Raw genomic sequence first — 14,932 nt, forward strand, 5'->3', positions numbered from 1 at the left:
CTTTTCAAAAAATTACACAAAGCTTGCTTAGATTTACCTTACGCTAACTAGAAATAGAATCAAAAACCAATGAAAATAAAAAACATTGTCTTAGGCCTATTATTAGGCCTTGCCATCCTTTTTACCACTTACTTTATATGCGATTTTTGTCTAGACCTTTCTAAAGACTTTAGCCTTTGGGGCTTTGGCGCCCTACTTGGATTTATCCTATTGTTTTTTACCACGCATTTTTACTACAGTAAGGGAAAGAAGCTAATATCTACCAAACTCATCATGTTCCTTTTGGTATTTGCTGTAGTGATTTTTATTTTCATGAGTGCACCAAGTATGCGTTTTGCTTCCAAAGTACTTCCTTCCTACATCTCTTTCCTATTGGGAGTGCTTGCAGGAGCCATTTACTCGGATCGTAAAATCCAAAAAAGACACCTCTACACGAGTTTATTATTTTTATTTCCATTCTTCTTAAATCTAAATTTTTATACTTCCTGGGTACATTTTATAGAGTTTGGTAATATTTCGGGGAAAGTCGATGAGCAAATCTATGTCCCTTTTGAAGTACAGAATATAGATAACAAAATCCTACAAAATGACAGCTTCAAAGGCAAAGTAGTAGTTCTGGACTTCTGGTTTATCAGCTGTGGTCCTTGCTGGGTGAAGTTCCCTGACCTGCAAAAATTGTATGATAAATACAAGGAAAACCCACAAGTTGAAATCTATGCCGTCAATAGGCCAATGCCTAAAGATAAGCCCAATCAGTTATTTGAAGCAATTGAAGAAAAAGGCTATACCTTTCCTGTTTTAAAGGGTACACAAAAAGTGATGGATGACTTTGATATTTATGTCTATCCGACCATTGTAGTTCTAGACCAAGAAGGAAATGTGGCCTTTATGGGGAAAATAGAAGGAGTAGAAGATGTGATCCAAAAGCTTACTAATGAATAACTGGGTTCTTTATTTAATAACCGATTATGAAACACTTATCCATTTCCCTATTCTTCCTAGTAATTTGCTTTCAGTCTACAGCTCAGGAGAAAAAGATTTGCATTACGGTAGATGATCTTCCTACAGTTACTTATGGGATAAACGATATTGCATTTCATAATAGGATCACACAATCATTGGTCCTAACTTTCATCCAAGAAGATGTTCCTGCAATAGGGTATGTCAATGAAAGTAAGCTCTATGAAGGAGACCAACTGGATTCCGCTAAACTGCAGCTGCTAGAATATTGGCTATCCCAAGGTTTGGAGCTTGGCAATCACACTTTCTCCCATTCAAATTATCATGAAGTAGGGTTTGATGCATTCACCTCTGACATCATTAAAGGTGAAAACATCCTAAAAATACTGCTTCCAAAGTACCACCAGGAACTGAAATTCTTCCGCCACCCTTATTTACGCAGCGGAAAAACCAAAGAACTAAGCGACCAATTAGGTCGATTCCTAATCAATCACAATTACATAGCCGCCCCCGTAACAGTGGATAATGATGATTATCTATTTGCTTTTGCGTATTCCAAGGCCTATAAAAAAGGAGATGAAGCACTAATGAAAAGGATTGGGAAAGCATATATTGACTATATGGAAGAGAAAGTGATTTATTTTGAACAATCTGCCCAAAAACTATTCAACAGAAATATCAATCAAATCTTACTTTGCCACGCTAATCTTTTGAATGCTGATTATATGGAAGAATTGGTCAAAAGAATTAGAGATCTCGGCTACAAATTTATTTCTCAAGATGAAGCCTTGCAGGACCCTGCTTACAATACTGTCATCTCTAAATATGGAGATTGGGGCATATCATGGCTGGACAGGTGGGCCATCAGTATGGGTAAAAAGGCAGACTTTTTCAAAGATGATCCTGTCACACCAAAGTTCATTAAATCCATGAACCATTAAATCCACTTGGAACAGCTTTTACCAAACATTAAAAACAACCTTATCCTGTTGAATTGAAAGGTTGAAAAAAGTTGCCTTTTCTTTTACAATTAACAGTAAATGAATAACCTAATTAAGTCATTCATATACAAAAGCATACAGTACTTCCCTTTATTCAAAAAAGCCCTTATATATAAACATAATATTTCTTAACTTCAATATATAAAAGACTGATAAAATATAATTAACAAAAAGAAAAAATCAAATTATGTAATTAGCGATTCTTAATCACCTAAAGAATCTCTTCTAACTGTTTGAAATAAATTGCGTTTTTCCGATCACAAATTTTTGATTAAAGTCCGTGCACAACACGGACTTTATTGTTTAGGTATATTTTCATTTCCATAAAATCACTTTTCAATCTTAATTGGAACACAAAATATTTCATCCTATCGAAAACTTTAGTACTTTCCTTAAGGATTAAATTCAAGACTACTTACCATTAATAATTCCAACAACTACAAACACTAGATTGCATGATGACCTTAACCAAGACCATTTTTCTACACTTATTTTTAGTTTTCATTACACAAAACATTTTCGCCCAATCGGGAAAAGTATTTGATAACCTAAGCTTAGACAGCAAAATATTACAAGGAGAAAGAAAGTATGCCATATATCTACCTCCAGATTATGAAAGCTCAGAAAGGAGTTACCCCGTCCTATATCTTCTTCATGGTGCAGGAGATGACCATACTGGTTGGATACAATTTGGGGAAGTCCAGCACATAAGTGACCAAGCCATAAAAGCTGGAAAAGCCACACCTATGATTATCGTCATGCCGGATGCCAACACAGGTAAGAGAGGCTATTTCAATCAAATTGATGGAGACTGGAATTACGAAGATTTCATTTTTGAAGAATTGATCCCACATGTGGAAGAAAAATATAGAATAAAAAAGGAAAAAAGGTACAGAGCAGTAGCAGGTCTCTCCATGGGCGGCGGGGGCAGTTTTATGTACGCCTTGCATCACCCTGAACTCTTTGCTGCCGCAGCTCCACTAAGTGCCTATATTGGCCCACTTTCTATTGAGCAGATGATCTCAAGAATGAATGATTCCGAGGATCATTCTGAAACTGAGCTAAAAGCCTACTTTGAAAAACACAATGCCCTGTCTCTTATAGAAAACATGGACAAAAAATCCCTACAATCAATCAAATGGTATATAGATTGCGGAGATGATGATTTCCTATATGAAGGAAATAGTCTAGTACATATTGCCATGAGAAAAAAAGAAATTCCCCATGAATTTAGGATTAGAAATGGAGGACATACTTGGACATATTGGAGAGAGTCCTTACCTTCAGTATTGGAATTTGTTTCCAGATCTTTTCACCAATAGTCGTAACAAAACTGAAGGTATTTTTCATATCATTATTACAGAACTTTATTTCAAATCAATATGGCACTAAATGATTGTTGGAGCCATATTGATTTGAAAACTGTCAAAGTTCGACTATTTTATTAAAGATTAGAACGACAGATATATATTAACCACACCCATAAATTGTTTTTTTATGCTTAATGAAACCGATATGAAAGAAGCTGGGATTAAAGAAAAAATAGTCCAACAAGGAATGGATTTGGAAAAAATTGAATTACAAATCCAGAATTTCAAAAAAGGGTTCCCCTATTTGTCCATAGTAGAGGCTGCCAGTCTTGGCAATGGCATTATTACAGTGAACGATAAGGAAATTAATCATTGCCTTCTCTCCTATGCTGAAAAAGTTTCTAACAAAGTATTGGTGAAATTTGTGCCTGCAAGTGGTGCTGCCACTAGGATGTTCAAAGATTTGTTTGCCTATTTGGAAACACAGGACAAATCTCTGGCTAACAACCCTTTCGTTGAAAAATTTATTTCAAATCTGAAAACGTTTGCATTTTACAAAGACCTCTCGGAAGTCATAACAGATGCTGGCCATGATATCGATGACCTTATTGATAAGGAAGATTATGCCACTATTATTGAATATTTATTAGATGATAAGGGCTTGTCCTATGGCAGTTTACCAAAAGGCCTACTAAAGTTTCATCGTTATGAAGATGGTAGTCGGACACCAATCTTTGAACATTTTATAGAGGGCCTTCATTACGGATTGGGGAAAGGCAATACAGTAAGATTACATTTTACAGTTTCTCCAGAGCACCAGGATAGTTTTGAAGATAAGGTCAACTTCCTTAAGGACTTGCTAGGGGACCGATACAAGGTGAATTTTGAAGTAAGTTTTTCCCAACAGAAAAAGTCTACAGATACAATAGCCGTGAACCCTGACAACAGTCCCTTTATAGAAGAAGATGGAAAAATATTATTTCGTCCAGCTGGTCACGGAGCGTTATTAGAAAATTTAAATGATATTGATGCTGATATAATCTTCATAAAAAACATTGATAATGTCGTTCCGGACCACCTCAAAGACATTACTAAGTCTTATAAAATTGCATTGGCAAGTATCCTTATAGATCTTCAAAATCAAGTTTTTGAATTGCTTCATAAAATAGATAGAGAACCTAATTCAGAAATCCTGGAGGCTGCAACTGATCTCATAGAAAACAAATTAGGAACAAAACTCCCTGCTGCATTTAAGACGTGGAAGGATAATGAAAAATTCGACTATATAAGATTAAAACTTAACAGACCTATTCGGGTTTGTGGCATGGTGGAAAACACTGGGGAGCCTGGTGGTGGTCCATTCTGGGTCAAAAACAAGGATGGCGCCATATCTCTTCAAATAGGAGAAACTGCCCAACTTGATCTTAACAACTCTGAGCAGGCCTCCATCTTAAAGAATTCCACTCATTTTAATCCTACTGATCTGGTTTGTGCTGTAAGAAATTACAAGGGTGAAAAATTTGATCTGTTGAAATACAGGGACCCAGAAACAGGTTTTATCACCAACAAATCAAAAAATGGTAAAGAGCTAAAAGCGCAAGAACTCCCTGGTCTGTGGAATGGCGCTATGGCAGATTGGAACACCCTATTTGTTGAAGTTCCATTATCTACTTTTAACCCTGTCAAAACCATAAATGATTTATTAAGGACACAGCATCAATAGAAAATATATTTCACTGAAAAACAATAAATTACAATTTCATTGATAATAAAAAAGCAGAGAAAATTTCTCTGCTCTTTATTTTGAAAACTAAACCAACTATTATTTAACTACCACAGTTAAACAAAAATAGTAATTTTCACCTATATTCAAAATATTTTATAAAAAAGGTATGTTATCGGCTATTTTTTGTTACTTACCTTATACAATATACCCAAAGCCAAACCTTGGCTATACTGGATTCCAGCATCTTGATCAATATCATATAAGTTAATACTGGTAAAGGTAACATTGATCAACTGCGTGATTTTAGCAGTCAAGGCGATATCTAATCGGTGGTCTATTGTCTTCCACGCCAAGGTCTCATAGTTAGCATACATTTGATACCTGGACTTAATATTAAAGTTTTCTGCAATATCCTTATCCCACTCAGCAAATATTTGCATGGCCAGCCATTCCGTTCTTACCTTTTCTCCAATAGGCACACCATAATTGTCCTCCACATTATCCGAAATATCTAAATTGGTTACAAACGTCCATCTTGGAGATAATGGGCCAATACGAAGGTTAAATTCATCGTTTGGCTTATATTCAAAACCTAATGAAGTGGTCAGATAACCTGGTGACATAAAATCTGATATCAATGTCCTCACATCATCATCACCATACTCATAACCTCTGGTAAATTGAGAAAGAAAATTGGCAGAAAAATAGCTGCCCCATTTATCTGATAGCTTATACCCTACTTTTGAATCAAGAAATATACGGTCATTGGATTTTTTTGACTGTTCACCTTCATTTTTGACAATACCGTATAACAATTCCATTTGGTTGTCCCAAGTCCATTTTTCTTTGGCGTAATTAGCCTTTCCGGCCAAAATGCTCCCGAAGGAAATAGAATTCACCCCTCCTGATTTCCAATTACTACTAAATGCACCTTGATTAAAATTTAAACCTGCAGAAAATTCCTTTACCCAATAAGAGGTATCACTTTTTGTTTTTTCAGTCAAGGTAGGTGCTGTTTGTGCATAGCCTAAAAGACAAATACCCAACAAAGTACAGGTTAGGAAAAATTTCTTCGTAGAAAAAAGCATTTTTTTTAGATTTATTATGAAATTGAACCATATGAAGTTAGCAAAACTATGGAAAAAGAATCTGAAAATGAATTAATTATTAGAGATTATTTGGCAAGACAAAGGACCAAAATGGCCAATGATAGGACACTTCTTTCGTATATTAGAACTAGTCTCTATTTTTTGGTGAGTGGCACGGCGTTGGTAAAAGTAGAAGGTTTAGCCAACATCAAAGAATTTGGGTACTTATCATTTGGAATCAGCTTGATCTTCTTGGTAATGGGGTTTACAAATTTCTTCTCCATCAAAAGAAAAATTAAAAAAGGCCATTATGCTAAAATGTAAACCATGACATTTGAAATCTTACTTGTACTCATTATTATCGGCCTTGCTATGGCACTTTTTCTCACGGAGAAGTTCTCTATAGACACCGTATCTATCATGGTCATGATCAGCTTCATGGTCACTGGTATTCTGAGTTTTGAAGAAGGGGTAGCTGGTTTTAGCAACCCGGCCACCGTTACAGTCGGCGCCATGTTCGTCATCAGTGCGGCAGTTTTTAAAACAGGATCCCTTAATTCCATTAACATCCTCTTTCTCCGAATGAGCCGAAAGAATGAATTCATGTTCCTACTGACACTTATGATTGTTGCGGGTACGCTTTCTGCATTTATCAATGACACCGCAATAGTCGCATTAATGATGCCCACGGTCCTCAAAATCTCCAAAGACAGTAATATCCCTCCCTCCAAATTGCTGATGCCTTTATCTTTTGGGGCACTGATGGGTGGGGTTTGTACCCTTTTGGGAACCAGTACCAATATTCTTGTAAGCGGTATAGCTGAAAGCAATGGTGTCAAACCATTCGGAATTTTTGAAATGAGCGGTATGGGCATCATCTTTTTACTTATTGGGATCACTTATATGATGACCATAGGAAGATGGTTGATCCCAAGCAGAAAACCGGCCAGGGAATTATCTGAGACATTTGACTTGGGAGATTATATTACCGAAATATTTGTCACTCAAAAATTCGAGGATATTGGCAAATCTATCCGCTCAGCTAAATTTTTTAATGATTACAATATTGAAGCGGTTCAAATCATCCGTGATAATGGAGATAAAATCAATGCATATAAATACACATCCATTCGTCCACATGACACCATTAGGATCACCTGTGACAAGGAAACATTGACCCAAATAAGGAATGTTCCTGGCATAGAATTAAAGATTGACCTTAAGCTCAAAGATGAAGACTTTAAGTTTCAAGGACACAAATTATATGAAATGGTTGTTCCTCCTAATTCCATTTTAGTAAACAACACGGTAAAATCTGTCGATTTCAGGGCTACCTTTCCTGGACTGACTGTACTAGCCATCAGACATAGAAATGATATTCTCAACAAAAAGTTAAAACACACAAAAATCTCAGCTGGTGACGTACTGCTAGTACGAGGTGATGAGGAAGTAGTAGGACAAATAAAGGGGGGAGAAAACTTATTGGTCATCTCGGAGGATACTACACCACGCATTGATTGGAAAAAAATAGCCCAAACCCTGCTCATCGTGATCTCTGTAGTGACCTTAGCCGGTTTAAATATTCTGCCTATTACTATAGCGGCCATACTTGGAGTGATATTACTAGTGATCTTAAAATCCATTACCACTGACGAAGCCTATAGGGCGATTGATTGGAAAGTATTATTCATGTTGGCTGGAATTTTATCTATGGGAACAGCCCTTGAAAAAACAGGGGCATCTACTTTATTGGCCAATCTCCTTGTAGACGAATTGGGGAATTATGGCCCCACTACCATTCTAAGTGTTGTTTTTGGATTGACCTTTATGATTACCAATTTCATGTCGAACAATGCCACAGCAGCACTATTGGCTCCTATAGCCCTCTCTATCGCAACCGCTCTGGAAGTCAGTGATAGACCTTTTCTCATGGCAGTTACCTTTGGCGCTTCTTTGAGTTTTATGACGCCCATGGGCTATCAGACCAATACTATGATCTACACTCCTGGCAATTATAAATTTGTGGACTATTTGAAAGTTGGAACACCTTTGAATATTATCTATTGGATCGTAGCTACTTTCCTTATCCCTATATTTTTCCCCTTTTAAGTCTGAACCAAAGTTTTTAGCTAAAGGAGTATTTCCTACTTTTACAGTTCTAAAAAATTAAGGATGGATTATTTCAAAGAGGAAGGCTATACCCTAGTTGGTTTTTGTTTGGTTATTTTGAGCATGCTGGCAATCGACTTATTTGTATTCAATAGAAAGGCCCGAAAGATCGCAGCAAAGGAAGCACTATTATGGTCGGTTGTTTGGATCGGCTTGGGACTGCTTTTTGGCCTGTACTTATACTTTGACCTTGGAGCAGAAAAAGCTTCCCAATACTATACTGCTTTTTTAATAGAGAAGGCACTTAGCGTGGATAATCTCTTTGTGTTTATAATGGTATTTAAGTTCTTTAAAGTACCTGACCAATACCAGCACAAAGTCCTCTTTTACGGAATACTCGGAGCCATCATTATGAGAGCCATTTTTATTTTCTTTGGAATAACACTGATAGAATTAAGCTACCTGCCTACTTTTGAGTTATTGGGAAAACCGATAAAAATCAACTTATTACTAAGTGTTTTTGGCTTTTTCTTGATATATGCAGGCTGGAAATCCTTGCTTCCCGAGGATGAAGACAACCAAGAAAACTACAATAACTCCATGGGCACTAGGCTTATTCATAAAATATTTCCTGTAGACCCACATTTTCATGGAGACAGGTTCTTTATAAAAATCAATGGAAAAAGACTGGCAACTCAGCTATTGGTAGTACTGGCAGTAATTGAAATAACCGACTTATTGTTCGCAGTGGACTCGATTCCAGCAATCTTTGCTGTTTCCAATGATCCAATTGTTCTTTATACCTCTAATATTTTTGCCATTCTTGGTTTGAGAGCACTTTATTTCCTATTGGCTTCGGCATTTGATATTTTTGATTATTTGAAATTTGGCTTGGCATTTATACTTGCTTTTATAGGGATAAAAATGATCATTTCATCAGTCTATCATATCTCTTCTGTCCTCTCTTTGGGGATTGTGGGTTCTATTTTAATGATTTGCCTAATTTTATCACTAAAAAAGCACAAGCTACAAAAGACTTAATATGAGATTATTACAAACATTTAAGAAGATATAATCAACTTTTATGTAAAAAAAATAATCTTTGGTAGGTTTTTTGAATAGTTTTAGGCGAATCAATATAAAAACATATGAAAACCATTGGAATTATTTTAATCATAGCGGGCATAGCTATGTTTTTCGTAACTGGTTTTTCTTTTACCACTGAAGAAACCGTTATTGATGCTGGACCTATAGAGCTAAGCGCGGAGAAAGAGAAAAATGTAAATTGGCCTCCTTATGCTGGTGGAGCTTCAATCATCGCTGGACTTATCCTTTTGGGAGTATCCAAGAAAAAATAAAAAGAGGGGAAAATTTCCCCTCTTTTTATTTTATTTTTAAGCAGTTAATCTCCCTCAATGGGAGGTATTGTTTTAAGTCTATAGACAGTATAAACCAAATCAACCTTGAAGCTAGCAGCAGTAGACATTGGGTCAAATGCCATCAGATTGCAGATCACCCATATCACCCATTACCAAGATAATATTAATTTCAAAAAATTGGAATATGTCAGGTTTCCACTCAGATTGGGAAAAGACGTGTTTCACGATAAAAGAATAAGTGATCAAAACCGTAGAAAATTCGTCAAACTAATGAAAGCCTATAAATTACTCATTGAGCTTTATGAGGTAGATGACTATATGGTATGTGCGACCTCTGCTATGCGCGAATCAGAAAACGGTCGAGAAATAGCCGAAGAAGTAAAACAGGACTTAGGCTTAAAAATCCAAATTATTGACGGAAACAAAGAAGCGGATCTGATCAATATTGCTTTATGGAATTATATTGACCACAAGTCCTACCTTCACATAGATGTGGGCGGAGGAAGTACAGAGCTTAACATCTACCAAAACCAACAAAAAGTGGCCAGTAAGTCATTTAAAATAGGATCTGTCAGAACCCTGGACAGCGGTAAATCTCCTAAGGTTTGGAATTCCATGCGAAGTTTTATTGCAGAAAACATAGATAAAAAACACAAAATCACCTGCATAGGTACGGGAGGGAATATCAATAAAATCTTTGAGCTGTCCAACCCCCGAAAGAACAAAAGGTTTCTTGACATCAACAAAATAAAAGAGATCAAGGCCTACCTGGAAGGATTCAGTTATGAAGAAAGGGTAAATCACCTAAACCTAAACCCCGATCGAGCTGATGTTATCATTCCTGCATCCAGTATTTATTTGGAAGCCATGGAAGCTGCCAATGCAAATAAAATGATCGTCCCTGATGTAGGACTTAAAGATGGAGTAATGAATGTGCTCTATGAAAAAAACAAAGCAAAACTGGCCCATTCAAAATTTTGAATCTGCTGGATGCAAAAAAGGCTGTCATATTTTGATGACAGCCTTTTTTTATGGATAAATCCAAATCAATTTAATTCCTGCAAATTAACCCCCTCCACAATCTCCGGAGTGAGTTTGAAAAACTCTTCGTGGATATTGAATGCCTCTTCATTTTCTCCTGGTGCCTTGGCAATGTAGCTACCATCCTCCTGCATGATATAAGCATTAACATTATCCTTCAGATTATAGGCAATGATATTCATCAATTGCTTTTCCAAGAATGGATCCTGAACCCTGAACAAGGATTCCAACCTTTTTTCAAAGCTCCTCACCATCATATCTGCACTTCCTGCATAGGTTCTGGTGTCTCCATTATTATGAAAATGATAAATCCTGGAATGTTCCAGAAAATCTCCTACTATGGAATACACCTCAATATTTTCACTCAGTCCTTTCCTTCCCGGTCGTAGACAGCAAATCCCTCTTATGATCAACTTAATAGGAACCCCACATTGGGATGCTCTGTAAAGGGCATGTATGGATTCACTATCCTCTAGGCTGTTTACCTTGATAAAAATCCCACATGGCAAGCCCTTTTTAGCATTTTCAGCCTCATTTTCTATAAAACTAATCAACTGACTTCTCATCCCCTGCGGAGCTGTAATCAAGTTTTTATAGCTACTTGGCATAGAGTGCCCAGTGATTACATTAAAGAATTCTGAAACATCATTGGCCAAAACCTCATTGGTGGTGAGCAAGCCCAAATCTGTATATAATTTGGAAGTATCCTCATTATAGTTTCCTGATCCTAAATGCACATATCTGGTTACTTTATTTTCATCCTTCTTCACGATCAGCAATAGCTTGGTGTGGGTTTTAAAGTTACTCACACCATAGATCACAAAACAACCTGCCTTTTGCAGTTTCTTGGCTTCTTGAATATTGTTCTCTTCATCAAAGCGTGCCTTGACTTCAAAAAGGACAGAAACGTGCTTCCCATTTTCTACAGCCTTCAAAAGTGCCGAAGTGATCCTTGAGTGTTTGGCCAACCTGTAAATGGTCATTTTTATAGCCATTACATTAGGATCTTCTGCAGCCTGATAAAGTAGATCGAAAATAGGCTCAATATTATTATAGGGATGATGCAGCAACACATCCTTTTGCTTTAAGGTCTGAAAAATATCCGACCTTCCTGCCAATGGATAACTTAAGGGAGGTACTTGGGCCGGTGGATGCCACATCCTATCCTTGAATCGCTTATTGCCTATGATTTGCCAAAAACTCGTGAAATCCAACATACTTTCTTTCCGTACTTTGAAAATGCTGTCATTTTGGATTTTCCAGCGATCTTTAAGCAAATTCATCATCCATTTGCTATGCCCCTCTTCTATTTCTACCCGAACAACACGCCCAGTTTTTCGTTCATTCAGCTTTCGCTTCACCTCTTCCAGAAAATTGGAATCCATATCCTCTGTTTCTTCAAGAGTAAAATCCCCGTTTCTGGTAATCCTGAAAAGGTTAATGGATTCTATCACCACATTTCTGAAAAGGGAAACAATATGTTCCCGAATCACCTCCTCGATAGGCACATAGACTACATTCTCTCCCCTTTCAATCTCAAAAAACCTTGGAATATTTGATGGAATCTGCACAAAGGACAGTTTTCTATTGTCTTTTTTCTCTCCTGGATTAATGGTTACCACCCCAAAAATCAACAGCTTGTTCATCAATATGGGGAAGGTATGATAACCATCAAATACCATAGGGGTCAGCATGGGATAGACAGCCTTAAAGAAATATTCCCGGATCAGTTCCTGTTCTTCATCACGGAGATTTTTGACATTACTCAAAATAAAACCAGAGGCTTCCGTATTTGGAAGTATTTCATTGATAAAGTGCTCATGTTGACGACTATGGAAAGCCTGCGAGTCCATCATCAATTTTTCTTTGAATGGCTCTTCCCTAAGACCTGAATAATCTATTCGCTCTTTATCATAATCCAGGTAATTATACAAAGAACCTACCCGAATCATAAAAAATTCATCAAGATTAGAAGCAGTAATGGCCATAAACTTGAGCTTTTCGAAAATGGTCCTGGTCGCTTTCTTTGATTGATCCAAAACCCTGTCATTGAATTTAACCCAACTCAAGTCCCGGCTTACCAGGTCACTGCTATCTATCTTACTTATATATTTATCTTTTTGAATGACATCCATCTCCATAATTACAAACTTCAATACATAAATAATTTTAAAAAAGAATGGTTATCGACGATAATTCAAGATAAGTAAAAAAGGGGCTAACCGCCCCCTTTTTCTTCCTAAATTTAAGTTTTATCAGGTATCGATCTTTGCATATTTAGCATTCTTCTCAATAAACTCTCTTCTTGGAGCTACTTCATCTCCCATCAACATACTGAAAAGGTGATCAGCTTCTGCAGCTGATTCGATGGTAACCTGTTTCATTGTACGTGTACTTGGATCCATGGTTGTCGTCCAAAGTTGCTCAGGGTTCATTTCTCCTAGACCTTTGTAACGCTGAATTCCCACACTTTCTATTTTACCATCACCTGCCATTTCTTTAGTGAGCTTAACCCTTTCTTCCTCAGTCCAACAATAGCGCTCATCTTTCCCTTTTTTCAACAAATACAATGGAGGCAGGGCAATATACACATACCCACTTTCTATTAAGGATTTCATATACCTGAAGAAAAGAGTCAAGATCAAAGTACGAATATGGGATCCATCAATATCAGCATCCGTCATAATCACTATTTTATGATACCTTAAATTGGTCAAGTCAAGTTCTTTTTCATCATCGGCTGTACCAAATTTCACTCCCAGAGCAGTGAGGATATTCTTGATCTCATCACTATCATAAATCTTGTGCTCGTGGGCTTTTTCCACGTTCAGGATTTTACCCTTCAGTGGCAAAATAGCTTGAAAATCCCTATCCCTACCTTGTTTTGCAGAACCGCCTGCAGAGTCACCTTCCACCAGATACAATTCACATACTTCAGGATTGGTATTTGCACAGTCTGCCAATTTACCTGGTAGACCTCCTCCCCCAAGAACATTTTTTCGCTGCACCATTTCACGGGCTTTTCTAGCAGCATGTCTAGCTTGTGCGGCAAGCACTACCTTCCCGACAATGATCTTCGCTTCCTTAGGATGCTCTTCCAACCAATACTGTAATACTTCTGACACAGAACTATCCACCGCACTGATAACTTCAGAATTCCCTAATTTTGTTTTGGTCTGCCCCTCGAATTGAGGCTCAGCCACTTTCACGGAAATTACTGCAGTCAAACCTTCCCTAAAGTCATCTCCTGAAACTTCTATCTTCACTTTATCAAGCATACCTGATTTATCAGCGTAGCTTTTCAAGGTCCTTGTCAAAGCTCTTCTAAATCCAGATACGTGAGTACCGCCCTCATAGGTATTGATGGTATTCACATAGGACACCACATTTTCTGAAAAAGAAGAGTTATAACTCATGGCGACCTGAACGGGCACGCCATTCTTTTCTGATTCTATATATATCGGCTCATTGATAACCTTTTCTTTGGTTTCATCAAGGTATTCTACAAACTCTACCAGTCCCCCCTCTGAGAAAAACTCATCCGATCTTGGATTACCTTCTTCATCCAATTCCCTCATGTCTTTAAGATAGATTCTGATCCCTGCATTTAGGAAGGCCATCTCTCTTAAACGAGTAGCAATGGTATCGTACTTATACTCCCTAATGGCAAATATTTCACCATCAGGCTTAAAATGTATCGTAGTACCTCTTTTATCTGTTTCTCCAATTTCCCTTACCTCTGTTTGGGGCACTCCTCTTGAATACTCCTGTTCGAATACCTTTCCATTTCTATGCACAGTAGCTTTCAACATGGTAGACAAGGCATTCACGCAGGATACCCCTACACCATGAAGTCCCCCCGAGACCTTATAGGTATCCTTGTCAAATTTACCACCGGCGTGGAGTACAGTCATAACCACCTCTAAGGCTGATCGTTTTTCCTTCTCGTGCATATCAGTAGGAATCCCCCTACCATTATCCTGCACCTTTACGGAATTGTCCTCCATCACAGTCACATAGATGGTATCACAATGGCCCGCTAAAGCTTCATCGATAGAGTTATCGACTACTTCCCATATCAAGTGATGGAGGCCTTTTATCCCCACATCACCAATATACATGGCCGGTCTTTTTCTAACTGCTTCTAAACCTTCTAAAATCTGAATATTCCCTGCGGAATAGTCCCCTAAATTCGACGCTTCTTCTTTACTCATAATAAGATTTATAAAAGAATAAAGAGGAAAAATTCCTCCATTTTCAATTTCACTTTCAACCTTTAATAATACGACATTTTTAGCAGATAACAGCTATATAAATC

At 37.3% G+C, this 14,932-nt stretch carries 12 protein-coding genes; 9 read left to right on the plus strand and 3 right to left on the minus strand.

Going from position 1 to position 14,932, the window contains the following annotated elements; translation table 11 throughout:
- The first annotated feature begins 69 nt into the window (after nt 1-69).
- The 4 genes from KZP23_RS20100 to KZP23_RS20115 all read left to right on the plus strand — a co-directional run bounded on the left by KZP23_RS20100 (nt 70) and on the right by KZP23_RS20115 (nt 4,994).
- Entirely contained in the window at nt 70-942 is an 873-nt protein-coding gene (locus KZP23_RS20100) for a TlpA family protein disulfide reductase (protein ID WP_226333573.1), read from the plus strand.
- A 26-nt stretch (nt 943-968) separates the two neighbouring features.
- On the plus strand, nt 969-1,901 hold the full coding sequence (locus KZP23_RS20105; protein WP_226333575.1) for a polysaccharide deacetylase family protein: 933 nt from the start codon (nt 969-971) through the stop codon (nt 1,899-1,901).
- 515 nt (nt 1,902-2,416) lie between these two features.
- Nucleotides 2,417-3,283, plus strand: a complete 867-nt coding sequence (locus KZP23_RS20110) for an alpha/beta hydrolase (RefSeq protein ID WP_394370946.1) — start codon at nt 2,417-2,419, stop codon at nt 3,281-3,283.
- Nucleotides 3,284-3,458: 175 nt separating this feature from the next.
- Nucleotides 3,459-4,994 (plus strand): DUF4301 family protein, encoded by a 1,536-nt coding sequence (locus KZP23_RS20115; protein WP_226333576.1) that lies wholly within the window; start codon nt 3,459-3,461, stop codon nt 4,992-4,994.
- A gap of 179 nt (nt 4,995-5,173) precedes the next feature.
- Here the strand turns inward: KZP23_RS20115 and KZP23_RS20120 are convergent, their stop codons facing one another.
- Complete coding sequence (locus tag KZP23_RS20120) at nt 5,174-6,085, minus strand: DUF3078 domain-containing protein (RefSeq protein ID WP_226333578.1); 912 nt, start codon at nt 6,083-6,085, stop codon at nt 5,174-5,176.
- 48 nt (nt 6,086-6,133) lie between these two features.
- On the opposite strand from KZP23_RS20120, the gene KZP23_RS20125 reads away from it, so the two are divergent.
- The 5 genes from KZP23_RS20125 (at nt 6,134) to KZP23_RS20145 (ending at nt 10,554) form a co-directional block, all read left to right on the plus strand.
- Complete coding sequence (locus tag KZP23_RS20125) at nt 6,134-6,409, plus strand: DUF202 domain-containing protein (protein ID WP_226333580.1); 276 nt, start codon at nt 6,134-6,136, stop codon at nt 6,407-6,409.
- A gap of 3 nt (nt 6,410-6,412) precedes the next feature.
- Nucleotides 6,413-8,194: an SLC13 family permease gene (locus KZP23_RS20130; protein WP_226333581.1), complete on the plus strand. Its 1,782-nt coding sequence runs from the start codon at nt 6,413-6,415 to the stop codon at nt 8,192-8,194.
- Between the two features lie 63 nt (nt 8,195-8,257).
- The gene (locus tag KZP23_RS20135; protein WP_226333585.1) at nt 8,258-9,235 is read left to right on the plus strand and encodes a TerC/Alx family metal homeostasis membrane protein; all 978 of its coding nucleotides are present in this window, start codon (nt 8,258-8,260) and stop codon (nt 9,233-9,235) included.
- Nucleotides 9,236-9,342: 107 nt separating this feature from the next.
- Nucleotides 9,343-9,552 (plus strand): hypothetical protein, encoded by a 210-nt coding sequence (locus KZP23_RS20140; protein ID WP_215223650.1) that lies wholly within the window; start codon nt 9,343-9,345, stop codon nt 9,550-9,552.
- A gap of 105 nt (nt 9,553-9,657) precedes the next feature.
- Nucleotides 9,658-10,554, plus strand: a complete 897-nt coding sequence (locus KZP23_RS20145; RefSeq protein ID WP_226333586.1) for a Ppx/GppA phosphatase family protein — start codon at nt 9,658-9,660, stop codon at nt 10,552-10,554.
- Between the two features lie 65 nt (nt 10,555-10,619).
- On the opposite strand, the gene ppk1 is transcribed toward KZP23_RS20145, so the two are convergent.
- Both ppk1 and gyrB read right to left on the minus strand, forming a co-directional pair.
- Nucleotides 10,620-12,749, minus strand: a complete 2,130-nt coding sequence (gene ppk1, locus KZP23_RS20150; protein ID WP_226336558.1) for a polyphosphate kinase 1 — start codon at nt 12,747-12,749, stop codon at nt 10,620-10,622.
- A gap of 120 nt (nt 12,750-12,869) precedes the next feature.
- On the minus strand, nt 12,870-14,828 hold the full coding sequence (gyrB, locus tag KZP23_RS20155; protein ID WP_226333587.1) for a DNA topoisomerase (ATP-hydrolyzing) subunit B: 1,959 nt from the start codon (nt 14,826-14,828) through the stop codon (nt 12,870-12,872).
- Nucleotides 14,829-14,932 lie beyond the last annotated feature (104 nt).

It is taken from the genome of Echinicola marina (assembly GCF_020463795.1).
Classification (GTDB): domain Bacteria; phylum Bacteroidota; class Bacteroidia; order Cytophagales; family Cyclobacteriaceae; genus Echinicola; species Echinicola marina.